Source organism: Mesorhizobium sp. WSM2240 (genome assembly GCF_040438645.1).
In the GTDB taxonomy this organism is placed as follows: domain Bacteria; phylum Pseudomonadota; class Alphaproteobacteria; order Rhizobiales; family Rhizobiaceae; genus Allomesorhizobium.
Genome location: NZ_CP159253.1, coordinates 1,432,593 through 1,454,497 on the forward strand (window position 1 = coordinate 1,432,593; position 21,905 = coordinate 1,454,497).

Below are 21,905 nucleotides of genomic sequence, written 5' to 3' on the forward strand. Positions count from 1 at the left end.
GAGCAGCGAATAGCGAGTAGTGATTTCCTCCTATTCTACTCACTATCCCTACTCACTCAAAGCGAGCGAAGCGAGCATCATGCCTTACGATCAGAAGGAAATCGTCGAAGCGCTGCGGGCGTTCGAGCGCGGCGAGATCGTTGTCGTCATGGACGATGACGGCCGCGAGAACGAAGGCGATCTGATCGTCGCGGCGGTGCATTGCACGCCGGAGAAGATGGCCTTCATCGTGCGACACACCTCTGGCATCGTCTGCGCGCCGATGACGCGCGAGGACGCGAGGCGGCTGAACCTGTCGCCCATGGTCGCCGACAACGATTCAGCCCACACCACCGCCTTCACGGTGAGCGTCGATTTCAAGCACGGCACCACCACAGGCATTTCGGCCGACGACCGCACTCTGACGGTGCGCAATCTCGCCAACGGCAATGTCGGAGCGTCCGATTTCGTACGTCCCGGCCACATCTTCCCGCTGATCGCGCGTGAGGGCGGGGTGCTGATGCGCTCGGGACATACCGAGGCAGCGGTCGATCTCTGCAAGCTGGCCGGGCTGCCGCTGGTCGGCGTGATCTCCGAACTGGTCAATGACGACGGCACGGTGATGCGCGGCCCGCAGGTGCAGGCTTTCGCCGAACAGCATGGGCTGAAGCAGGTTTCGGTTGCCGATCTGATCGCCTACCGCCAGCGCCAGGAGACGCTGGTACAGCGCGTCGAATGCTCCGACATCGACACGCCCGGCGGCAAAGCCAAGGCCTATACCTACATGCTGCCCTGGGATGTGATGCACCATCTGGCGATCGTCTTCGGCGACATTCGCGACGGCGAGGAGGTGCCGGTGCGGCTGCATTCTGAAGACGTGGTCACCGACGTTTTCGGCACCGGCATGACCCTGCACGAGATCATGAAGTCGATGGGCGAACGCAAGCGAGGCGTAATCGTCTATCTGCGCGAGGGCTCTGTCGGCGTCGCCCACCAGCAGCGGGCGCGGCCGCTACCCGGCGAACGCGAGGACCATGAGGAAGCGCGGCGGCGCGAAAGCGAGTGGCGCGAAATCGGCCTCGGCGCGCAGATACTCAAGGATCTCGGCATTTCCTCGATCAACCTGATCGCTTCGCGCGAGCGCCACTATGTCGGCCTCGAAGGTTTTGGCATCCGGATCGCCAGGACGGAAATTCTCTAGAAAGAATGAGGGCTCCGATCGGTTCGATCGGAGCCCTCGACCAAGCCGAAACTACTCGGCGGCCTGCGCCAGGGGTGCGGGCGAAGCCCTGTATCGTTCTCCGGCGAGGGTCTTCTGGCCCAAAAGAACAGTCAAAAGGGACACCGTTCCAGCCACGACCGACACCCAGAAGCCGTTCTGCGCGCCGAAATTGTCGACCACCCATCCCGTTGCGAATGCACCGAGCGCCATGCCGATGCCTATGCCGGTCATCACCCAGGTGATGCCCTCGGTCAGCACCGCTTCCGGCACACGGCGCTCAATCAGGCCGAAGGCGGTTATGAAGGTCGGCGAGATCGCCACGCCGCTGGCGAAGACGGCGAGAGCCAGCAGCGGCACCGTATTGGCGACCAGCAGCGGCAAGGTCGTCAGCGCGATGACGCCAACGGCGATGGCGAGTTGGCGCTGCAGCGGCATCGTCAGGTTCAGCGCGCCGACGATCAGCCCTACCACGAACGAGCCGACGGCATAGACGCCGATGACGAGGCTGGCGGCGCCCGGCTGGCCGAGTTCCTTGGTGATCGCCACCGCGCTGACTTCCGCGGTCGCGAAGATCGCGCCGACGAAGATCAGGGCGAAGGTTATGATCTGCACGGGCCGCTGCCGGATCGCCGAGCCATTTCCGCTGCCATGTTCCAGTAGCCTCACGCGAGGCTCTGTCGCGCGCTGCGCAATGAACGCCGTCGATCCGAATGCGAGGAACAGCGTGCTGGCCAGCATTCCCGCCTCAGGAAACAGCGCGACGCTGAGGCCCACCGACAGGGACGCCCCGGCGATGTAGACGAGTTCGTCCGCCGCCGATTCGAAGGCAAAGGCCGTATTGAGTTCGGGACGGTCGCGGAAAATCTCGGACCAGCGGGCCCGCACTAGGGCCGGAATGCTGGGCATAGCGGCGGCGAGAAATGCCGATACGAACAGCGTCCACATCGGCCAGTCCTGGTTGGCCGCCACCATCAGCGCCACGAAGGCGAGCACCGAAATCACAGTGGTGGGCACGACCACCCGGGTCTGGCCAATCCGGTCGACGAGCCGCGAGATCTGTGGTGCAACGACAGCGTTGGTCAGCGCATAGGTTGCGGACACGGCGCCCGCCAGCCAGTATTCGCCATGGGTCTGCGACAGCATGGCGACGATGCCTATCGGGGCCATGGCCATCGGCATGCGAGCGACGAACCCGGCCGACGCGAAGCCCTTCGTTCCGGAAGCCTTGAAGATTTCACTGTAGGGATTAGCCATGGTGGCCTCCTCGATTGCGTGGAGCGCCACTGACATACGTGGCGTATGTCAATCGAAGTAATTGCATACGCTGCGTATGTCAACTATTATACGTGGCGTATGTGAAAGGAAAGTGGAAAATGGCGCATAAGCCGCGCAAGGAGATGATCGCCGAAACCCGCGCCAAGCTGGTGAGCGCTGCTCGCCAGGCGTTTGGAACGGTGGGCTACGCCGAAGCGTCGATGGACGACTTCACCGCCGCCGCAGGCCTGACGCGCGGCGCGCTCTACCATCACTTCGGCGACAAGAAGGGGCTGCTCGAGGCTGTCATCGCTGAGATCGACGCCGAGATGAATGAACGGCTCTGCGCCATTTCGGCCAAGGCGTCCAACCGCTGGCAGGGTTTCGTCGACGAGTCTGTTGCTTATATCGAGATGGCGCTGGAGCCCGAGATCCAGCGCATAATGCTGCGCGACGGGCCGGCGGTGCTTGGCGATCCCTCGCAATGGCCCAACGCCAACGCCTGTGTCTCGTCCATGACGAGGAGCCTGACCCTACTCAAGGATGAAAGAGTCGTTGGCGACATCGATCCGGAGGCGGCCGCGCGCCTGGTGAGCGGCGCTTCCCTCTATGCGGCGCAATGGATCGCCAACGCGCAGGATCCGGCAGCCACCTCGAAGAAGGCGGTCAAGGCGTTCAAGGCGCTGCTCGACGGGCTGTTGGTGGAGAAAAAGTAGGCCAGGGAGCAATCACCCCCTGGCGAGTATACGCCTCATCTCCTCGATTGCGGCGTCGCGCTGCGGGTCGCTGCCGGCGGCGTAGGGCAGGCTGAACGAAACGGGGAGATCGGGCTCGACGCCGTTTCCTTCCAGGCGCGTATTGTTTTCGAGCACGGCATCCGACACTGCGATTTCGAGCAGGCTGTCGTCCGGCAGCAGATAGGCGCGGCCGGCAAGCAGCGCACCGGCCGTGCGCGCGCCGACCAGCGGGATACCGTTCACCTTCAGCGCATAGGCGAAGACTTCCAGGCCGCTTCTCGAGCCCTCGTCGATGATGGCGACGACGGGCCGCCGCCAGCGAACATTGGCCAAAACGTCCTCGCCCTTGCGCGGGATCAGCCGGAAGGAAGGCGTGTCGCCGACGAAGAGTTCCGCAGCATCGGAGCTGCCGCCGCCCCACCGCCCGCGCAAATCCAGCACCAACCCGTCGGCATCCTTCAACGCGCCTTCGGCGAGCGCCTCCGCCATCACGCCCATCGAGTTGCGCGCGGCGAGAGTCCACAGCCGGATATAGCCGATCCTGCGGCCGTCATGGCTGGTCACCTCGGCACTTTCCTTGATCGCCTTCTCGAAATTTGGCAGCGGCCTCAGCCTCTCGACAAGGACGTCGAGCGTAATCGGCTCCGCCCCGGCGCGCCGGCGCAGCTTGATTTCGACCGGCTTGCCGGCCTTGCCGCTGAAGGATTCGATCTCGTGATAGGGTTGGCCGTCGACCGACAGTATCTCGTCGCCGGCAAGGATGCCGGCGCGGTCGGCCGGCGAGCCGTCATAGACGTCGCTGACGAAGCGGGCGCCGTTCTGCGGCCGCGCGATCATGCCGATGCCGGGATAGCTGACCTCGCCTTCGGGCGGAAACAGCCGGCGCATCTCGTCGCGGATGGCGAAGCGGAAAATGTCGGCCAGCTCGAAATAGTCGATCGTATCCGGCTCGAAGCGCCCCACATGGGAGGCGTTGAGGCTGGCCAGCACGGCGTCGATCGCCTCGTCGACGCGGTCAGGCCCGCTTTTGGTGTTCATCGGAGAGGCCGGATCGTCGATCTCGCGCCGCACCGCTTCGACAAACTCATCCAGCGCCGATTCGTCATGGAAATTGTTGGTCACCAGCTCCACGGCGCGGTCGAACACCGGATGGCCGGAGCGCGGCGGATCGGCGGCGGGAGCCTGGACGATTGCGAGAAAAAGCAGCGGCACCGCCGCGAGATATCCGGCACGTTTCATCTGGCTGGTCCGCATCCGTTTCGCATCGTCATGATTATCGACCCAAACGTGGCCGGATCGAGCCCTTCGGTTGACAATATTCCGTGAGCGGCGATGCTTGCGCTCAAAATCCTGCGGGGGGATTCGGGGCATGTGGGATTTCGAGATCGGCCGGACCTTGGGCATCGTTGTCAGGACGTGGCCCTTCGTGCTGTTTCGCATGATCGTCTATTTCGGCATCACCATCGCCTACATTGCGGCAACCGGAATGGGCGCCGGCGTCGGCTATGGGACCGGCCACATACTCGGCGACGGCGGCGGCCCGATCACCTTCGCGCTGTGGGGCGGCATCATCGGCTTCGGGCTGGTCTCGGCCGCGGTCTACTGGATCCGCGAATACATCCTCTACATCGTCAAGGCCGGCCACATCGCCGTGATGGTCCACCTGATCGACGGCCGCGAGGTGCCCGGCGGGCAGAGCCAGATCGCTTATGCACGGCAGGTGGTCACCCAGCGTTTCGCCGAAGCCAATATCCTGTTCGTGTTGGATCAGCTCATCAAGGGCGTGCTGAGGGCCATCACCGGCCTTCTCGGCGGCATCGCCGCCTTCGTCGCGATCCCCGGGCTGAGCGGGCTGGTCAAATTCTTCAACGCCGTCATCCGCATGTCGCTGACCTATGTCGACGAGATCATACTGGGCTACAACATCCGCTCCGACAGTGCCGCGCCCTTCGATACTGCGAGGCAGGGCGTGGTGCTCTATGCTCAGAACGGGAAGACCATGCTGAAGAACGCGTTGTGGCTGTCGATCTTCATGTGGGTGCTGGCGCTGATTGTCTTCCTGACGACGCTCGCTCCGGCCGCGGCCGTACTCTACGCAATGCCGGGCGAACTGGCGGGCTGGGGGTTCGTGCTCGCCATCGTCTTCACCTGGGCGTTCAGCGCCGCCTTCATCGAGCCCTTCTGCATCGCCGCCCTGATGCAGGTCTATTTCAGGGCGATCGAAGGCCAGACGCCGGATCCGGATTGGGACCGGCGGCTGTCGGAGACCTCGAAACAGTTCCGCGAGTTGAAGGACAAGGCGTCGGCGCCGTTTGGCGGCTGGGCCGCCGGCGCTCAACCGGGCTGATTGCCTGGCTTAGCCATGCGACGACCTGCTCGGAGATGCCATCTGGTCCACGATCTCCTTCAGGGCGGTTTCGCCCGGCCCGGAAAAAGTCTCGCTCATGATCAGGTTTGACAGGCTGAGGCGCTTTGCCCAGCCGCGCGCCTCCAGGTCGGGCTTGGGCGCGAACTCTGATACTCGGCCGACGCAGAGATAGGCGACGGGAACCGCGTGTTCGGGGATTTGCAGCAACTCCCGCAGCGCCTGCGTATCGAGGATCGAGACCCAGCCGACGCCGACGCCTTCCGCCCGCGCCGCCAGCCAGAAATTCTGGACCGCGCAGACTGTGCTGTAGAGGTCCATTTGCGGATTGTGCCAGCGGCCCAGCGGGGAATTTTCCGATCGCCGCCGGTCGCATGTGATGCATAGATTGAGCGCGCTCTCGCAGATGCCCTCGAGCTTGAGCTTGCGGTAGAGCGCCTGCAGCTCCTCAGCGATGTTGGGCAATTCCTGCTCACGCGCGGCGAGGAAGAGATCGCGCACCTCTTGCCGGCGCAAGGCGTCGCGAATGAGGATGAAATTCCACGGCTGCATGTAGCCGACCGAAGGCGCATGGTGGGCGGCCATGAGCAGGCGCGCCAGGACGGCGTCGTCGAGTGCGTCGGGCAGGAAGTGGCTGCGCACATCGCGGCGCGAAAAGATCGCGCGATAGACAGCGTCGCGCGCGATCTGGTCAAAAGATTCGCCGTTGTCGGCGGTCGGCTGTTCGGGCATCGCTTTCCCCGTGCGATCGAAATCGGCCCGCCTGACCATGCGGTCGACAATGTCTGCGAGGCCGGTCTTCTGGCTCGAGATCAACCCGCAACCGGCGCCTTCCCGTTGCAAGCAACAGTGGCACTGGCCGATGCGGTCCCTCTTACAGCGTTGGGCACGCCACGGATTTCAACCGTGTTCCCGATTCTCCCGCTTGGCAGCGGGCACCTGGCAGCATCGGCGACGATATGCGAAAGCGGGGCAGGATGCATCCTCCGCCAACGACATTGGCGGGCACAGATGCTATTTCCTCAGCCTTCGGGCATGTATGACATGGCCACCACCGCCATTGCTGATAGACTGACGGGATGACCACACGCCTCTACACCCACCCGATCTTTCTCGAACACCTGACGCCGCCCGGTCATCCGGAACGGCCGGACCGGCTCCGCGCCATTGCGCGCGCGCTGGAGGATGAGGCTTTCGCCCCGCTCGATCGCGTCGAAGCGCCCGAAGGCGACCAGGCGACGATCCTCTATGTCCATCCCGAAAGCTACATAGAGCGCATCCGCCGGTCGATTCCGGAGCAGGGCATCGCCAGCATCGACGCCGACACATCGGTCAGCCCGAAAAGCTGGCAGGCGGCCTTGACCGGCGTGGGTGCTGCCAATGCCGCTGTCGACGACGTGTTTTCAGGCAAGGCCGACAATGTCTTCGTCGCCTCGCGCCCGCCCGGCCACCATGCGGAAAAGACCACCGCCATGGGCTTTTGCCTGTTCAACAATGCCGCGATCGCCGCGCGCCACGCGCAGAGGAAACACGGCGCTGGTCGCGTCGCCATCATCGATTGGGATGTGCATCACGGCAACGGCACCCAAGATATTTTTTGGGACGATCCGTCAGTTCTCTACTGCTCGACGCACCAGATGCCGCTTTATCCCGGCACCGGAGCCGAGGATGAGACAGGCGCCGGCAACATCGTCAATGTGCCGCTCGCGCCGCAGAGCGGCAGCGAGGTGTTTCGCGAGGCGTTCCGCTCGCGTGTGCTGCCGGCCGTCGATGGTTTTGCGCCCGATTTGATCATCATCTCCGCCGGCTTCGACGCGCATCACCGCGATCCGCTGGCCGAGATCAACCTAACCGAGGAAGACTTCGACTGGGCGACCGGGCAATTGATGGGCCGCGCCGCGCGCCATTGCGGGAACCGGCTGGTCAGCGTGCTGGAAGGCGGCTACGACCTGCAGGGACTGTCGTTTTCGGTCGCGGCCCATGTCGCGCGCATGATGAAAGGATAAGGAATGGCGGACGAAGCCAACGAGGATATCAAGGCGATGAGCTTCGAGCAGGCGCTGGAGGCGCTGGAGCGCATCGTCGACGATCTGGAGCGCGGCGACGTGCCACTCGACAAATCGATCAAGATTTATGAACGCGGCGAGGCGCTGAAGATCCATTGCGACCGGCTGCTGAAGGCCGCCGAGGATAAGGTCGAGAAGATCAGGCTGTCGCGTGACGGCAAGCCGGCCGGGGCAGAGCCGCTGGACGCGGAGTAGGGCGGGGCAGTTGATAGCCAGGCGTATCGGGCCCAGATAGAGGAAAACCAAAACCGCAGCGCTGAGTGTCGGACAGACCGGGAGCAAGTCATGTGCCGAAACATAAGAACCCTGTTCAACTTCGATCCGCCCGCGACGGATGAGGAAATCCATGACGCCGCGCTCCAGTTCGTGCGCAAGTTGAGCGGAACGACTAAACCGTCGAAGCGCAACGAGGCGGCGTTCGAGAAAGCGGTCAACTCTATCGCGGCATGCGCCCGCGAACTCATCGATTCGCTGGAGACGACGCAGCCGCCGAAGAACCGCGAGGAGGAAGCCGCCAAGGCGCGCGCGAAAATGGTGATCCGCTTCGCGTAATTGGGCTCGGGGACTATGATGGGTTCTGCCGTCGAATGGAATGGGAATAGACCATGAGCTTCTTTCCGGGAAATGACCCCGTCGCCGGCGACGCCTTCGCCTGCGACCAGATCGAGCTGATGGTTATCCCCAATGCCCGCGACATTGGCGGTTTCCAGGTGCGCCGCGCCCTGCCCACAGCCAGACGTCGGCTGGTCGGGCCCTTCATCTTCTTCGATCGCATGGGGCCTGCGATCCTGCGCGCCGGGCAGGCGCTGGACGTGCGGCCGCATCCGCATATCGGCCTGTCGACGGTGACATACCTGTTCGACGGCAAGATCAGGCACCGCGATTCGCTCGGCACCGAAATGGTGATTGCGCCGGGCGACGTGAACCTGATGACGGCCGGCCGGGGCATCGTCCATTCGGAGCGGACCCCGGAGGAACTGCGCGGCGCGCCGATGTCGGTTTCCGGGCTGCAGACCTGGCTGGCGCTGCCCGACGACAAGGAGGAAACGGCGCCGGTTTTCGAGAACACCGGCCGCGATCTGCTGCCGGAGTTCGAAGCGGATGGGGCTTCGGGCCGCTTGGTGATGGGCAGCCTTTCCGGCATCCGCTCGCCGGTGCGCACCGATACGGACACGCTCTACGCTGACATCAGGCTTGCACCCGGCGCGCAGATAAACATTCCTGCCGACGCCGAGGAGCGGGCGATCTACGTCATCGAAGGCATGGTGACGATTGCCGGCGACGAATTTCCGTCCGACCGCCTGCTTGTGTTCAGGCCGGGCGACGAGATCGTGGTCTCGTCGAGTGAGGGAGCACATTTCATGCTGTTCGGCGGGGCCTCGCTCGGCTCCAAGCGCTATATCTGGTGGAATTTCGTATCTTCGTCGAAGGAGCGCATCGAGCAGGCCAAGCACGAGTGGAAGACCGGCCGCTTCGACATCGTGCCGGGAGACGAGGAGGAATTCATTCCCTTGCCCGAGGGATGAAGGGCTGCGCATGTCGACTTCACCGTTAAAACCCATCTCGTCCGCCATAGTGCCTTGGGTCGAGTTCTCCGAGGTTCCACGCTTCGGCATACGCTATCGCCATCTGACGCTGGCGGCGGTCGGCGAACACTATCATGTCGGCGTGGCGATCGAGGAACTGACGTCCGGCATGCGCAGCAACCCGGCGCATTATCACATCTTCGAGGAGTAGCATGTCTATGTCCTCGAAGGCTCGATGATTGTGCGCATCGGCGCGGCATCGTACGAAATGAAGGCGGGCGATTATGCCTGCTTTCCGGCCGGGAAGAAGGCAGGGCACGGCTTCGTCAACGAAAGCGGTGCCGTCTGCCGCTATGTCATCCTGGGGGAGAACAAGCCGGACGAGGTGGCCGTCTACACCGACTCGAAAAACGTGCTCGTGCGCTCGCTTGGGCGGCGCGCGATCTTCGACCTCTCTGCGTTGCGCGGCTATTGGGATGGCGAGGACACCGGCCTGCCGGACGGGGAGAACGCGCCGTCGGAGGCCTCGACCGACGCGCTCGACGGAGCGGCCAGCATCGCGCCGCCGATCGCGGCCGGCGACGTCGAGTGGACTGTCGAGGGCGAGGGTCCGCGCTTCGGCGGCAGGTCGAAACACCTGACCTATGCGGCCGTGGGCGAGGACTATCATGTCGGCGTGCTGATCGAATCGCCGGCGCCCGGCATGCGTTTGTGCCCCAGGCACTATCACATGCTGGAGGAGGAACATGCATTGGTCCTCGAAGGCGAAGTGACGCTTCTGCTCGGCGACGAACGCCACGTGATGAAGCCGGACGACTATGTCTGCTTTCCCGCCGGCCAGAAGGTCGGGCACTCCTTCCTGAACAGCGGCAGCGGCCCGTGCGCCTACCTGATGATCGGCGAGCGCAACCCAAACGAGGTGTGCGTCTATCCGAACTCCAACAAGGTGATGGTGCGCGCCCTGCGAAGCGAGAATGACATTTTCGACATGGCGGCGACCCGCCGCTATTGGGATGGCGAAGAGACGGTGTGAGCCGCCGGGCCGCCGTTTGCATCGTACGGAGGCAATTGCGAAGGCGGCGCGTCACCGTCACGCATTTACAAGGCGCAGTTTGATCCTTATGCCCTTTGGCTGATCCTGCGTGCAGGCGAGAAGACACGTGCAGGCGAGAGACAATTGAACAAGTCCCCGAAAACGCCGCTTCTGGACAAGGTGCGCATCCCTTCGGATCTGCGCGCCCTGCCGGAGAGCCAACTGCCTCAACTCGCGGCGGAACTGCGCGCCGAACTCATCGACGCGGTCTCTCATACGGGCGGGCATCTCGGCGCCGGGCTCGGCGTCGTCGAACTGACGGTGGCGCTTCATTATGTGTTCGACACGCCGGGCGATCGGCTGATCTGGGACGTGGGCCATCAGGCATACCCGCACAAGATCCTGACCGGCCGGCGCGACCGCATCCGCACGCTGCGCGCCGAGGGCGGGCTTTCGGGCTTTACCAAGCGGCAGGAGAGTGAATACGACCCGTTCGGCGCGGCGCATTCGTCGACCTCGATCTCGGCCGGGCTCGGCATGGCGGTGGCGCGCGACCTGACCGGCGGCCGGAACAATGTCGTCGCGGTGATCGGCGATGGCGCCATGTCGGCTGGCATGGCCTATGAGGCGATGAACAATGCCGGCGCGCTCGATGCAAGGCTGATCGTCATCCTCAACGACAACGACATGTCGATCGCGCCGCCCTCCGGTGCGATGAGCGCCTATCTGGCGCGGCTTGCATCGGGCAGGGCCTATGCCGGTTTCCGCGAACTGGGCAAAAAGCTGACCTCCTATCTCGGCAAGCGCGCCGACCGGGCGATCACCCGCGCGGTCGAGCATGCGCGCGGCTACGTGACCGGCGGAACGCTGTTCGAGGAACTCGGCTTCTACCATATCGGCCCGATCGACGGTCATAATCTCGAGCATCTGGTGCCCGTGCTCCGGAACGTCCGCGACAATGGCGACGGCCCGGTGCTGATTCATGTCGTCACCCAGAAGGGCAAGGGCTACGCCCCGGCGGAGGCCGCGAGCGACAAATATCACGGCGTGAACAAGTTCGATGTGATCACCGGCGCGCAGGCGAAAGCGCCGGCCAATTCGCCGAGCTACACGAAAGTCTTTGCCGAAAGCCTGATCCAAGAGGCGCGGGATGACGACAGGATCGTCGCCATCACCGCTGCCATGCCTTCCGGCACCGGTCTCGATTTGTTCGGCGAGGCCTTTCCGTCGCGCACCTTCGATGTAGGCATCGCCGAGCAGCACGCCGTTACCTTCGCGGCCGGCCTCGCCACCGAGGGGCTGAGACCCTTCGTCGCGATCTACTCGACGTTCCTACAGCGCGCCTACGACCAGGTCGTGCACGACGTGGCGATCCAGAAGCTGCCGGTACGCTTCCCGATCGACCGCGCAGGCTTCGTCGGGGCCGACGGCCCGACCCATTGCGGCGCCTTCGACACGACCTATCTCGCTTCGCTGCCCGGCTTCGTGGTCATGGCGGCGGCCGACGAGGCCGAGCTTCGCCATATGGTGCGCACGGCGGCTATCTATGACGAAGGCCCGATCGCCTTCCGCTATCCGCGCGGCAACGGCGTCGGCGTCGACATGCCCGAACGCGGCGCGGCGCTCGAGATCGGCAGGGGCCGCATCGTCCGGGAAGGGACGAAGATCGCGCTGCTGTCGTTCGGAACGCGGCTGCGGGATTGCCTGCTCGCCGCCGAGGAACTCGCCGCCGCTGGCCTGCCGACCACCGTTGCCGATGCGCGTTTCGCCAAGCCGCTGGACGAAGATCTGGTCCGTCGGCTGGCGCGTTCGCATGAGGTGCTGGTGACGGTTGAGGAGGGCGCGATCGGCGGCTTCGCCAGCCATGTGCTTCAGTTCCTGGCGCGGGACGGCCTGCTGGATTCCGGCCTGAAAGTTCGCCCGCTGGTGCTGCCCGACGTCTTCACTGACCACGCCAAGCCGGAAAAGATGTATGCCGATGCCGGGCTGGACAGCGCCGGCATAGTGCGGACGGTGTTTGCCGCACTCGGCCGGTCCGCGCGAGCCGCGCGCGCCTGAACCTCTTACTGACGAATCTGAATCTCTTCCCGAACTATCTGAATCGCTTTCGCAGGTAGCCATGCTAGAGCATCTTCAATGAACGCGGAGTCGGTTTGAGGATTCACGCGGTCGGGTTTGTCTGATTCACTGCTCTTGGTGATTTGCAGGAGGTTGTGATGACGAGGAGCCTTAGCGGCGACCTTCGCGGTCGGGTGATTGCTGCGATTGAAGACGGGGTTTCGACGCGGGAGGCGGCGCGGCGCTTTCGGATCGGGATCTCGACGGCGGGGGCCTGGCATCGCCGCTATCGCGAGACCGGCGAGATGCAAGCACGCAAGCAAGGCCAGCCGTCGCGCTCGAAGCTCGATACGCACGAGGCTTTCATTCTCGCCCTGATCGAGGATGCGCCGGACATCACGCTTGCCGAGATCGGGGAGCGCCTTGCCGCCGAACTCGGCGTGCGTGCGGCACCCTCGACGGTTTGGCTGTTCCTCGACCGGCGCGGCATCACGTTCAAAAAAAAGACGGCGCACGCCTCAGAGCAGCAGCGCCCCGATGTCCTGCGCCGCCGCATTGCCTGGTTCGACGGTCAGCTCGACCTCGACCCCGAAAGACTGATCTTCATCGATGAGACCGCGGCGTCCACGAAAATGGCCCGGTTACGTGGCAGGGCGCCATGTGGCGAGCGATGCCGGGCGGCCGTTCCACACGGCCATTGGAAGACAACCACGTTCACCGCCGGTCTGCGGCTGGACGGCATGGCCGCGCCGATGCTGCTCGACGGCCCGATGAACGGTCCGGCGTTCCTGGCCTACGCCGAGCAAGTTCTCGCGCCCGAGCTTCGCCCCGACGATATCGTGATCATGGATAATTTGCCGGCCCACAGGATCAGCGGCGTGCGCGAGGCCATCGAGAAGGTCGGGGCGCGGCTCCTGTTCCTGCCGCCATACTCGCCGGACTTCAACCCGATCGAGATGGCCTTCTCCAAGCTCAAGGCCCTGCTCAGAAAGGCCGCTGCCAGAACCGTCGACGAACTCTGGTCCGTTGTCGCCGATTGCCTCGCAGCGTTCACCGCCCAGGAATGCCGGCACTACTTCGAGGCAGCAGGATATGACCCGGATTAAGTCGAATCTGCTCTAATCGGCTGTTTACGCTGATATTTGGCGTTTCGGTTACCCTGTCTCTTGGCCGTTTCTTAGCGCTGCTTTGCTAAGCAAGCGCGCAAGGCAGGGAGCATAAGAAAATGATCAGGCTACTGAGCGGCGCGGCCTTTTTGGCCGTCATGGCCGCGTCGGCGGCGGCTGAGCCGCGCCATGATGTCAGGCTGGAACAAGCGGTGATGAAGATTGTTGCCCAAAGGATCGGCGAGATCCGCGGCGGCTTTTCACATCAGGAGACGCCGGTGTTCATCCGTACCGCGGCGGTGTCGGCAAGCGTCAGCCCGACCGATCCGATCGAGACCGGCACGGTTCCCAGGGTCTATTCCGACCGGCGGGTCATGACCCCCGACGACATCGCGGCGTTGCGCCAGCGCAAGGTCTCGCGAGTCATCGTCTTCTGACGTGCTTGCCTTCGGCGGCGGCATTCGCCAATGAAGGCTATGACTTCTAGGAAAACCGGCGACAGGCTCAGGCTCGACGAACTTCTCGTCGAGCGCGGCTTCTTTTCCAGCCGCTCGCGCGCCCGCGATGCAGTCGAACGCGGCACCGTCACGGTCGACGGCGCCCTCGCAACAAAGTCGGGGCAGAGCGTGCCGGCGGATGCCGTCGTCGAGGTGAAGGATCCGGCGCAACATTATGTTTCTCGCGCGGCTCTGAAGCTGCGCGCCGGCTTCGATCATTTCTGCCTCGATCCGCGTGGCGCGGAGGCGCTCGACATTGGTGCATCGACCGGCGGCTTCACGCAGGTGCTGCTTGAACGTGGCGCGGCCCATGTCACGGCGATCGATGTCGGCCACGGCCAGATGCATCCGACCCTCAAGGCCGATCCACGCGTAACCTGCCTCGAAGGGCTGAACGCGCGCGAGCTCACCGCCGAGGATCTCGGTGGGCGGCTGCCGGACTTTGTCGTCTCCGATGTCAGCTTCATTTCGCTGACGCTGGCCTTGCCGCCCACCCTCGACTTGGCGCAGCCGGGCGCGGCCGGCCTGTTCCTGATCAAGCCGCAATTCGAGGCTGGGCGCGAGGCGATCGGCAAGGGCGGGCTCCTGAAGAATCCGGAGGACGGGCCGCTGGTCGCCGCGCGGCTGGTGGCCTGGCTCGGCTCGATGCCCGGTTGGCGCGTGCTCGGCCTCACCGCCTCGCCGATCGAGGGCGGCGATGGCAACCGCGAATTCCTGCTCGCCGGGATCAAGGACCAATGATGGAACGGTTCGAGATTGCGCGCCTCGGCGCACAGGGCGACGGTATCGCCGAAACCGGGAGCGGGCCGGTTTTCATTCCGTTCTCGCTGCCCGGCGAGACGGTGACGGTGACCCGAAACAAGGATCGCGCTGCGCTGGTCTCCGTGGTCGAAGCCTCGCCGCTGCGGGTCGCCCCGCCCTGCCGTCATTTCACCGAATGCGGCGGCTGCGCGCTGCAGCATCTGGAGCCTGCAGCCTATCTCGAATGGAAGGGCGAGAAGGTGGCCCAGGCGCTGCTGGGCAAGGGCATCGAGATAGCTGTGGCCGCGACGATGCCGAGCGCGCCGAATTCCCGCCGGCGGGCGGTGTTTTCGGCAAGGCGTGGTGATGGCGGCATGATCTTCGGCTATCACCGCGCACTATCGCATGAGATCATCGACATCACCGAATGCCCGATTTCCGTGCCCGAGATCGAGGCGGCGCTGGATCCGCTGAAGGCGCTCGCCGACCTGATCTGCAAGGTACAAACCCCGTTCCATATGACCGTCACCCAGACTGCGTCCGGGCTGGACATCGCCGCCGAGGAATCCGGCGTGCTTTCGGAAAAGGCGCGCAAGGCGGCCTCCGATTTTGTCATACGGCACGGATTTGCCCGGCTGACCATCGACGGCGAGATCATCATCGAGCCGAAAAAGCCGATGATCTTCTTCGGCGAGGTTTCCGTGTTTCCGCCGCCGGGCGGCTTCCTGCAGGCCGTGGAGTCGGCGGAAGCGGCGATGGCCGACCTCGTGACGGGCCATTTGCGGCGGGCCAGGAAGGTGCTCGACCTGTTCGCCGGATCGGGCGCCTTCGCCCTGCGCCTGGCGCGCAAGGCGGAGGTTCATGCGGTGGAGGGAGACGGCGCGGCGCTTGCCGCACTCGACCGCGGCTTCCGCTTCGGCTCCGGCCTGAAGCGAGTGATTTCAGAAAAGCGCGACCTTTTCCGTCGTCCGGTGACCTTCAAGGAACTCGCCGCCTATGACGGCCTCGTCTTCGATCCGCCTCGCGCCGGGGCGGAAGACCAGGCCAAGCAGATCGCCAGGTCGGAGGTGCCTTACGTCGCCGCCGTCTCGTGCAACCCGACGACGCTGGCGCGCGATCTGCGCATCCTGATCAATGGCGGCTACGCCCTGAAGAGCGTCACGCCGATCGACCAGTTCCTGTGGTCGCCGCATGTCGAGGCGGTCGCGCTGCTGGAGAAGCCAAAGAGAAGACGGTAGTGGGTCGTCTCTTCCACGCTCGTGCGTTTGGATAGAAGGATCAAACGAGGACAATGCGTTCTGGATGGCGGAGGAGAGCGAATGAACGAAATTGAGAGCGAGGCTCAAACGTTCAAGCTGATAAGGGGCAGTGACGTTCAAAGAGACGAATGTACCTGGAGTTGTCATACACGGACACGGGAAAAGCTGACGCTGAAGTCTTTTACTCGGATGAGACAGCCCCGATGACCTTCACAGCTTTTGAAGAAGATCTTCCGCTCGAAGCGATTGAGATGCTGATCGACCGCAGCAAACAACTTCTTCCTCCCATAGTGGGAAAGACACCGTAGGTGCCTTCCGACAGCCTCAGCCTGCCGGAATACGACGGATGCCGGTCCATACTGATCATGTAGCCTCATCTGCGGCTGAGCGTGGATGGCGCCCCTGACACTGACCATTGACCCGCGAAGCTACCGCCCGGGGGACGCCACGAAGGATCGCCCCCGATCCGTTGCTGACCAGAGCCAGACGTCAGTGGAGAACATCAGCCTCGCGCCGAGGCAAACGAACCCTCGCAAACCTATGCTCTTTCGCTGAGCTTATTTTAAACTTCGCCAGTTTAGGTTGCGCTTCGGACAAGTTGGAGAGACACTATGAAGGGAAACGCCAGGGTTGTTTTCGGCGGAGCAGTGGTGCTCTGGCTCTGCTTCGTGGGTTCGGCGACATTCGCCGCGACCGTGCTATCGAAGGCACAACAAGATGTGGTCGCCGCGCAAATCGCAGAGCTTCAAACGAGTGAAGAGCGTGGGATGGCCTCGGAATGGAGCGATGCCAAGAAGGTCGCCGAGTTCATATGCCGGCCGCTTGCGATGAGCGAGGTCAAGAAGTGGAACAAGGACGCAGACCGAGTTTTCCTCGGCACTGACGATCCCGATACGCTCGACCTGCCAACCAATCGGCTGCTCACCGGTTCAGGCCAGGTGCGGACCGGAAACGATTGGACGACCTTCACCTTCAACTGCGAATTGGACGCCGGCACAGGCAAGGCTTTGTCGTTTGAGACGAGCCTCTCTTCCAAATAAAGGTGGCGATCAAGCCCGCAGTGGCGGCTCTTAAACCCTTGTCCCGCCGACCGTCATCTGGTTCATCCGAAGATGCGGCTGGCCGACACCGACCGGCACGCCCTGGCCGGCCTTGCCGCACATGCCGATGCCGGTGTCGAGCTTCATGTCGTTGCCGATCATGGTGACGCGGTGCATTGCGTCGGGGCCGTTGCCGATCAGCATCGCGCCCTTGATCGGCTGGGTCACCTTGCCGTCCTCGATCATGTAGGCCTCGGTGCAGCCGAACACGAATTTGCCTGAAGTGATGTCGACCTGGCCGCCGCCAAACGAGACGGCGTAGACGCCGTTCTTAACCGAAGCGATGATCTCCGCCGGCTCCATATCGCCGGCGGTCATATACGTGTTGGTCATGCGCGGCATGGGCTGGTGCGCATAGGATTCGCGCCGGCCGTTGCCGGTGGCGTTCATGCCCATCAGCCGCGCGTTCTGACGATCCTGCATGTAGCCGACGAGTTTTCCATCATCGATCAGGACGGTGCGGTTGGTCGGGGTGCCTTCGTCGTCCACCGACAGCGAGCCGCGCCTTTCAGAAATGGTGCCGTCGTCGACGACGGTCACGCCTTTCGCCGCGACTTGGCTGCCCATCAGGCCGGCGAAGGCCGAGGTCTTCTTGCGGTTGAAATCGCCCTCCAACCCGTGACCCACTGCCTCGTGCAGCATGACGCCCGGCCAGCCGCTCGAAAGCACGATGTCGAAAGTGCCTGCGGGGGCGGGGATAGCCTCTAGATTGACCAGCGCCTGGCGCAACGCTTCGCCGGCGGCGTGCTTCCAACTGTCCTCGATCACGAATTCGCCGAAACCCTTGCGCCCGCCCATGCCGTATGTGCCGGTTTCCTGGCGGTCGCCTTCGCCGACCATGACCGACACGTTCACTCGCACCAGCGGCCGGATGTCGCGAACCAGCTGTCCGTCGGCGCGCAGGATCTCGACATGCTGCCAGGATGAGGCCAGCGACGCGGTGACCTGCCGCACCCGGGAATCGCTGGCGCGAAGCCATGCGTCGATCTCCTGAAGCAGTTTTGCCTTCTCCTCGAAGCCGGGCGAGGCGATCGGGTTTTCGTCGCTGTAGAGATGGCGGTTGGTGCGGGGCGGGGCGGCCGCAAGGATGCCTGAATACCCGCTCTTGACGGTGGACACTGCATCGGAGGCTCTGAGCAGGGCGGCTTCCGAAAGCTCGCTCGAATGCGCATAGCCGCTGGCTTCGCCGGCGACCGCGCGCAGGCCGAAACCCTGGTCGGTGCTGAAATTCGCGGTCTTGAGCCGGCCATTGTCGAACATCAGCGCTTCGCTCTCGCTGTATTCGAGAAAGAGCTCGCCATCGTCGGTGCCTTCGATCGTGTCGGTCACGATGCGGCGCAGTCTGTCTTCCGAAACGTCGAATTGGCCGAGGAGGCTGTTCATGGCGTACCCACTATATCACGGGAAATCAGCCCACGATGTAGGCGCGGCGGGCCGGTTCGGCAATGCGCGGACGGACAATCACTTGGGCAGGGCGGCAAAACCTTCGTCGAAACCGTTGAGGTCGACGGGAATGCCGATGCCTTCCTCCGGCGTCTGGAACACGATGAATGTCGCCGACGTGCCGCCCTTCAGCGTGTCCAGCAGCGGCTTTTCGAGGATGACTTCGGCATAGCAGCCGTCCTGGAAGCAGCGCACGAAATAGGCGCGGCCGATATCCTTGCCGTCGACATTGAGGCCGAGGCCGTTGGGCAGCAGGACGCCGAGCGGAGCGAGAACGCGCAGTATCTCGGCCTTGTTGTCGGCGGTGCGCAGCACCACCACGGACAGGCCCATCTCCGGGCGGTCCTCGGCGATCACGTTCTGCATCATCACGCATTGCTCGGCCGTGGCGCCGGCCGGCGTGTCGCAGATGATCGACCAGGCGCCATGTGTGGAGCGGACGGCGCCGCTTTGCTGAGCGCCGGCCGGCATGGCTGCGGACGACAGGGTGGCGACAAGGACGACTTTCGCCAGACTTCCCGAAAGCCGAGATTTCATGGTGGCTCCATTGCGAATCACGACGCTATCCGCCGCAACGGTGTCAACTATAGGACAAGAAAAGGGCTGAACCAGCCGGACGAGGTGAGTTTCTTCGCTTTCGCGACCGAATCCGTCCGAATTGCGGCCTTGCCGGCGAGGCTGGCGAACGGCTTCGGGAGGCAGGCGAACGCGGCGCAACCGGCTGCGCCAGCACGGCTCTTCGCGCGCAAAAATGCCGCATGACTTCTTCCGCTCCTTTCTTGCGGTTGGTTACAGAGTATGGTTTGAACCCTGCGACACCGTCGGCGGGGATTCCCGCCGCGCGGACGGCAATTCTTGGCGCGCCGAGCGCATGGAATCGGGAGACTATGAAGGCGATGAAGAAATTTTTGACAAGCGCCGGCGCCGCGGCGGTTTCCTTTTTCAGCTCGGCGGCGTTTGCGGCGCAGCCCGAACCCTGGCAGACGCGTTTCCAGCCCGCCGCTACCGACATCATGCGGCAGACGACCTGGTTCGAGCAGTACACACTGTGGTTCATCGTACCGATCACGCTGCTCGTCCTGGTGCTGCTCGCCTATTGCATCTGGAGATTCCGGGCGAGCGCCAATCCCGTCCCCTCGCGAACCAGCCACAATACGCTGATTGAGGTAATCTGGACGGTTGGCCCCGTCATCGTCCTGCTTTTCATCGCCGTGCCGTCCTTCCAACTCCTGACCGCGCAGTACACGCCGCCGGAAGAGCCGGCGCTGACGCTGAAGGCGACGGGCAACCAGTGGAACTGGGACTACGAATACCAGATCGAGGAACCGCTTTCGTTCAACTCTGCGCTGCTTCCCGATGGCGACCGCGCTGCGGCCGGCAAGGAAGACCGCGCGGTCTATCCGCGGCTTCTGGCGGTCGACAATGAGGTGGTGGTGCCGGTCAATACGACGGTTCGCGTCCTGGTGACTGCGAGCGACGTGATGCACGCCTTCGCCATGCCGGCCTTCGGCATCAAGACCGACGCGGTGCCGGGCCGCATCAACGAGATCTGGTTCAAGGCCGAGAAGGAGGGCCTCTACTACGGCCAGTGCTCGGAACTGTGCGGTAAGGACCACGCCTTCATGCCGATCGCCATCCGGGTAGTGACGGAAGAGCAGTACAACACCTGGCTGACGGCCGCCAAGGCGGACCTCGCCGGCGCCAACCGGGCGCTGATGGCGGTGATCGACGGCGCCAACAAGGTAGCGTCCGCCGGCAATTGAAGCTGCGGACGATCAGGAATTGGGAATGGAGCGGAACATGGCAGGCGCGGCAACTCACGACGACCACGACCACAAGCCCCGTGGCTGGGTCCGGTGGGTCAATTCCACCAACCACAAGGACATCGGCACGCTCTATCTGATCTTCGCGATCATGGCCGGCATCATCGGCGGCGCGCTGTCGGTGGTCATGCGCTGGGAACTCGCCGAGCCGGGCATCCAGGTTTTCCACGGCCTGGCCGAAATGGTCTACGGCTTCCAGGGCGACGCGGCACTCGACGGCGGCAAGCACATGTACAATGTGTTCACCACCGGCCATGCGCTGATCATGATCTTCTTCATGGTCATGCCGGCGCTGATCGGCGGCTTCGCCAACTGGATGGTGCCGATCATGATCGGCGCGCCGGACATGGCGTTTCCGCGCATGAACAACATCTCGTTCTGGCTGCTGCCGCCGGCCTTCATCCTTCTGCTGCTGTCGATGTTCGTGCCCGGCCCGACCGGCGGCTTCGGCGTCGGCGGAGGCTGGACGATCTATCCGCCCTTGTCGACATCCGGCCAGCCGGGGCCGGCAATGGATTTGGCCATCCTTTCGCTTCACATAGCCGGCGCGTCCTCGATCCTCGGCGCGATCAATTTCATCACCACCATCTTCAACATGCGCGCGCCGGGCATGACGCTGCACAAGATGCCGCTGTTTGCCTGGTCGGTGCTGATCACTGCATTCCTGCTACTGCTGTCGCTGCCGGTGCTGGCGGGCGCCATCACCATGCTTCTGACCGACCGCAATTTCGGCACCGCGTTCTTCGCGCCCGAAGGCGGCGGCGACCCCATCCTGTTCCAGCATCTGTTCTGGTTCTTCGGCCACCCCGAGGTCTACATCCTGATCCTGCCGGGCTTCGGTATCGTCAGCCACATCGTTTCGACCTTCTCCCGCAAGCCCATCTTCGGCTATCTCGGCATGGCCTACGCCATGGTGGCGATCGGCGCGGTCGGCTTCGTGGTCTGGGCGCATCACATGTACACGACCGGCCTGTCGCTCGACACGCAGCGCTACTTCGTGTTCGCGACCATGGTTATCGCCGTGCCAACGGGCGTGAAGATCTTCTCCTGGATTGCCACTATGTGGGGCGGATCAATCTCGATGCGTACGCCCATGCTGTGGGCGATCGGCTTCATCTTCCTGTTCACCGTCGGCGGCGTCACCGGCGTGCAGCTCGCCAATGCCGGCCTCGACCGCTCGATGCACGACACCTATTACGTGGTCGCGCATTTCCACTACGTGCTGTCGCTGGGCGCCGTGTTCGCGATCTTCGCGGGCTGGTACTACTGGTTCCCGAAGATGACCGGCTACATGTATTCGCCGTTCATCGCGCGCTCGCATTTCTGGATCACCTTCATCGGCGTGAACCTGGTGTTCTTCCCGCAGCATTTCCTCGGCCTCGCCGGTATGCCGCGCCGCTACATCGATTATCCCGATGCCTTCGCCGGCTGGAACCTTGTGTCGTCCTACGGCTCCTATCTCTCGTTCTTCGGCGTGTTCGTGTTCCTCTACGGCGTCTTCGAGGCCTTCTCGAAGAAGCGCGTCGCCGGCGCCAACCCTTGGGGCGAGGGCGCCACGACGCTGGAATGGCAGCTTTCTTCGCCGCCGCCGTTCCACCAGTGGGAACAGCTGCCGCGGATCAAATAGGCGGCCTATACCGGAACCGCCGGCTCCTCGCCGGCGGTTTGCGGCAAACGGAATGAATGGACTTGGGTG

At 63.7% G+C, this 21,905-nt stretch carries 22 protein-coding genes and 1 riboswitch; of the genes, 17 read left to right on the forward strand and 5 right to left on the reverse strand.

The genetic code is table 11. The features are described 5' to 3' along the window. The first annotated feature begins 79 nt into the window (after positions 1-79). On the forward strand, positions 80-1,180 hold the full coding sequence (gene ribB / locus ABVK50_RS06835) for a 3,4-dihydroxy-2-butanone-4-phosphate synthase (RefSeq protein WP_353642280.1): 1,101 nt from the start codon (positions 80-82) through the stop codon (positions 1,178-1,180). A gap of 51 nt (positions 1,181-1,231) precedes the next feature. Here the strand turns inward: ribB and ABVK50_RS06840 are convergent, their stop codons facing one another. After that, on the reverse strand, positions 1,232-2,455 hold the full coding sequence (locus tag ABVK50_RS06840) for an MFS transporter (RefSeq protein ID WP_353642279.1): 1,224 nt from the start codon (positions 2,453-2,455) through the stop codon (positions 1,232-1,234). A 119-nt stretch (positions 2,456-2,574) separates the two neighbouring features. Here ABVK50_RS06840 and ABVK50_RS06845 point away from each other — a divergent pair, with 119 nt between their 5' ends. Then, positions 2,575-3,171 (forward strand): TetR/AcrR family transcriptional regulator, encoded by a 597-nt coding sequence (locus ABVK50_RS06845; protein WP_353642278.1) that lies wholly within the window; start codon positions 2,575-2,577, stop codon positions 3,169-3,171. 12 nt (positions 3,172-3,183) lie between these two features. Here ABVK50_RS06845 and ABVK50_RS06850 read toward each other — a convergent pair whose 3' ends face one another. Next, positions 3,184-4,431, reverse strand: coding sequence for a S41 family peptidase (locus ABVK50_RS06850; RefSeq protein WP_353642277.1), 1,248 nt, complete (start codon positions 4,429-4,431; stop codon positions 3,184-3,186). A gap of 130 nt (positions 4,432-4,561) precedes the next feature. On the opposite strand from ABVK50_RS06850, the gene ABVK50_RS06855 reads away from it, so the two are divergent. After that, the gene (locus ABVK50_RS06855; protein ID WP_353642276.1) at positions 4,562-5,539 is read left to right on the forward strand and encodes a hypothetical protein; all 978 of its coding nucleotides are present in this window, start codon (positions 4,562-4,564) and stop codon (positions 5,537-5,539) included. Between the two features lie 9 nt (positions 5,540-5,548). Here the strand turns inward: ABVK50_RS06855 and bluB are convergent, their stop codons facing one another. Then, positions 5,549-6,373 carry a 5,6-dimethylbenzimidazole synthase gene (gene bluB / locus ABVK50_RS06860; protein ID WP_353642275.1) on the reverse strand — a complete coding sequence of 275 codons (825 nt, stop codon included), beginning with the start codon at positions 6,371-6,373 and terminating at the stop codon, positions 5,549-5,551. Next, positions 6,331-6,515: riboswitch (cobalamin riboswitch) on the reverse strand. Its footprint overlaps the gene before it by 43 nt. Positions 6,516-6,636: 121 nt before the next feature. Here bluB and ABVK50_RS06865 point away from each other — a divergent pair. The 12 genes from ABVK50_RS06865 (at position 6,637) to ABVK50_RS06920 (ending at position 16,883) form a co-directional block, all read left to right on the forward strand. Further along, complete coding sequence (locus ABVK50_RS06865; RefSeq protein WP_353642274.1) at positions 6,637-7,563, forward strand: histone deacetylase family protein; 927 nt, start codon at positions 6,637-6,639, stop codon at positions 7,561-7,563. Positions 7,564-7,566: 3 nt separating this feature from the next. Beyond that, the gene (locus tag ABVK50_RS06870) at positions 7,567-7,818 is read left to right on the forward strand and encodes an exodeoxyribonuclease VII small subunit (protein ID WP_353642273.1); all 252 of its coding nucleotides are present in this window, start codon (positions 7,567-7,569) and stop codon (positions 7,816-7,818) included. 90 nt (positions 7,819-7,908) lie between these two features. Continuing rightward, a complete protein-coding gene (locus ABVK50_RS06875; RefSeq protein ID WP_353642272.1) occupies positions 7,909-8,175 on the forward strand; it encodes a DUF2277 domain-containing protein in 267 nt (88 codons plus the stop codon). 53 nt (positions 8,176-8,228) lie between these two features. Further along, positions 8,229-9,149 (forward strand): pirin family protein, encoded by a 921-nt coding sequence (locus ABVK50_RS06880; RefSeq protein WP_353642271.1) that lies wholly within the window; start codon positions 8,229-8,231, stop codon positions 9,147-9,149. Positions 9,150-9,159: 10 nt separating this feature from the next. Then, the gene (locus tag ABVK50_RS06885; RefSeq protein WP_353642270.1) at positions 9,160-9,360 is read left to right on the forward strand and encodes a hypothetical protein; all 201 of its coding nucleotides are present in this window, start codon (positions 9,160-9,162) and stop codon (positions 9,358-9,360) included. Positions 9,361-9,384: 24 nt separating this feature from the next. Beyond that, positions 9,385-10,182 carry a cupin domain-containing protein gene (locus ABVK50_RS06890; protein WP_353642269.1) on the forward strand — a complete coding sequence of 266 codons (798 nt, stop codon included), beginning with the start codon at positions 9,385-9,387 and terminating at the stop codon, positions 10,180-10,182. Between the two features lie 144 nt (positions 10,183-10,326). Next, positions 10,327-12,240, forward strand: coding sequence for a 1-deoxy-D-xylulose-5-phosphate synthase (dxs, locus tag ABVK50_RS06895; protein ID WP_353642268.1), 1,914 nt, complete (start codon positions 10,327-10,329; stop codon positions 12,238-12,240). A 158-nt stretch (positions 12,241-12,398) separates the two neighbouring features. Further along, entirely contained in the window at positions 12,399-13,346 is a 948-nt protein-coding gene (locus ABVK50_RS06900; protein WP_353642267.1) for an IS630 family transposase, read from the forward strand. A 119-nt stretch (positions 13,347-13,465) separates the two neighbouring features. Further along, positions 13,466-13,783, forward strand: coding sequence for a hypothetical protein (locus ABVK50_RS06905; RefSeq protein WP_353642266.1), 318 nt, complete (start codon positions 13,466-13,468; stop codon positions 13,781-13,783). Between the two features lie 39 nt (positions 13,784-13,822). After that, entirely contained in the window at positions 13,823-14,584 is a 762-nt protein-coding gene (locus ABVK50_RS06910) for a TlyA family RNA methyltransferase (RefSeq protein ID WP_353642265.1), read from the forward strand. Next, a complete protein-coding gene (locus ABVK50_RS06915; RefSeq protein ID WP_353642264.1) occupies positions 14,581-15,822 on the forward strand; it encodes a class I SAM-dependent RNA methyltransferase in 1,242 nt (413 codons plus the stop codon). Before ABVK50_RS06910 ends, ABVK50_RS06915 begins: the two co-directional genes overlap by 4 nt. Before the next feature lie 632 nt (positions 15,823-16,454). Then, positions 16,455-16,883, forward strand: a complete 429-nt coding sequence (locus ABVK50_RS06920) for a DUF930 domain-containing protein (protein WP_353642263.1) — start codon at positions 16,455-16,457, stop codon at positions 16,881-16,883. Between the two features lie 30 nt (positions 16,884-16,913). On the opposite strand, the gene tldD is transcribed toward ABVK50_RS06920, so the two are convergent. Beyond that, a complete protein-coding gene (gene tldD / locus ABVK50_RS06925) occupies positions 16,914-18,326 on the reverse strand; it encodes a metalloprotease TldD (protein ID WP_353642262.1) in 1,413 nt (470 codons plus the stop codon). A gap of 78 nt (positions 18,327-18,404) precedes the next feature. Then, on the reverse strand, positions 18,405-18,923 hold the full coding sequence (locus ABVK50_RS06930; protein WP_353642261.1) for an invasion associated locus B family protein: 519 nt from the start codon (positions 18,921-18,923) through the stop codon (positions 18,405-18,407). A 359-nt stretch (positions 18,924-19,282) separates the two neighbouring features. Here ABVK50_RS06930 and coxB point away from each other — a divergent pair, with 359 nt between their 5' ends. Beyond that, on the forward strand, positions 19,283-20,149 hold the full coding sequence (coxB, locus tag ABVK50_RS06935; RefSeq protein WP_353642260.1) for a cytochrome c oxidase subunit II: 867 nt from the start codon (positions 19,283-19,285) through the stop codon (positions 20,147-20,149). 37 nt (positions 20,150-20,186) lie between these two features. Beyond that, positions 20,187-21,836, forward strand: coding sequence for a cytochrome c oxidase subunit I (gene ctaD / locus ABVK50_RS06940; RefSeq protein WP_353642259.1), 1,650 nt, complete (start codon positions 20,187-20,189; stop codon positions 21,834-21,836). Positions 21,837-21,905 lie beyond the last annotated feature (69 nt).

Coding starts and splice junctions, on each gene's coding strand:
- ABVK50_RS06840 (WP_353642279.1), bottom strand. CDS start 2,455: ATGGCTAATCCCTACAGTGAAATCTTCAAGGCTTCCGGAACGAAGGGC.
- ABVK50_RS06890 (WP_353642269.1), top strand. CDS start 9,385: ATGATTGTGCGCATCGGCGCGGCATCGTACGAAATGAAGGCGGGCGAT.
- ABVK50_RS06880 (WP_353642271.1), top strand. CDS start 8,229: ATGAGCTTCTTTCCGGGAAATGACCCCGTCGCCGGCGACGCCTTCGCC.
- ABVK50_RS06845 (WP_353642278.1), top strand. CDS start 2,575: ATGGCGCATAAGCCGCGCAAGGAGATGATCGCCGAAACCCGCGCCAAG.
- ctaD (WP_353642259.1), top strand. CDS start 20,187: ATGGCAGGCGCGGCAACTCACGACGACCACGACCACAAGCCCCGTGGC.
- ABVK50_RS06900 (WP_353642267.1), top strand. CDS start 12,399: ATGACGAGGAGCCTTAGCGGCGACCTTCGCGGTCGGGTGATTGCTGCG.
- ABVK50_RS06915 (WP_353642264.1), top strand. CDS start 14,581: ATGATGGAACGGTTCGAGATTGCGCGCCTCGGCGCACAGGGCGACGGT.
- ABVK50_RS06855 (WP_353642276.1), top strand. CDS start 4,562: ATGTGGGATTTCGAGATCGGCCGGACCTTGGGCATCGTTGTCAGGACG.
- ABVK50_RS06875 (WP_353642272.1), top strand. CDS start 7,909: ATGTGCCGAAACATAAGAACCCTGTTCAACTTCGATCCGCCCGCGACG.
- ABVK50_RS06885 (WP_353642270.1), top strand. CDS start 9,160: ATGTCGACTTCACCGTTAAAACCCATCTCGTCCGCCATAGTGCCTTGG.
- tldD (WP_353642262.1), bottom strand. CDS start 18,326: ATGAACAGCCTCCTCGGCCAATTCGACGTTTCGGAAGACAGACTGCGC.
- ribB (WP_353642280.1), top strand. CDS start 80: ATGCCTTACGATCAGAAGGAAATCGTCGAAGCGCTGCGGGCGTTCGAG.
- ABVK50_RS06850 (WP_353642277.1), bottom strand. CDS start 4,431: ATGAAACGTGCCGGATATCTCGCGGCGGTGCCGCTGCTTTTTCTCGCA.
- coxB (WP_353642260.1), top strand. CDS start 19,283: ATGAAGAAATTTTTGACAAGCGCCGGCGCCGCGGCGGTTTCCTTTTTC.
- ABVK50_RS06870 (WP_353642273.1), top strand. CDS start 7,567: ATGGCGGACGAAGCCAACGAGGATATCAAGGCGATGAGCTTCGAGCAG.
- ABVK50_RS06905 (WP_353642266.1), top strand. CDS start 13,466: ATGATCAGGCTACTGAGCGGCGCGGCCTTTTTGGCCGTCATGGCCGCG.
- ABVK50_RS06865 (WP_353642274.1), top strand. CDS start 6,637: ATGACCACACGCCTCTACACCCACCCGATCTTTCTCGAACACCTGACG.
- ABVK50_RS06930 (WP_353642261.1), bottom strand. CDS start 18,923: ATGAAATCTCGGCTTTCGGGAAGTCTGGCGAAAGTCGTCCTTGTCGCC.
- ABVK50_RS06920 (WP_353642263.1), top strand. CDS start 16,455: ATGAAGGGAAACGCCAGGGTTGTTTTCGGCGGAGCAGTGGTGCTCTGG.
- ABVK50_RS06910 (WP_353642265.1), top strand. CDS start 13,823: ATGACTTCTAGGAAAACCGGCGACAGGCTCAGGCTCGACGAACTTCTC.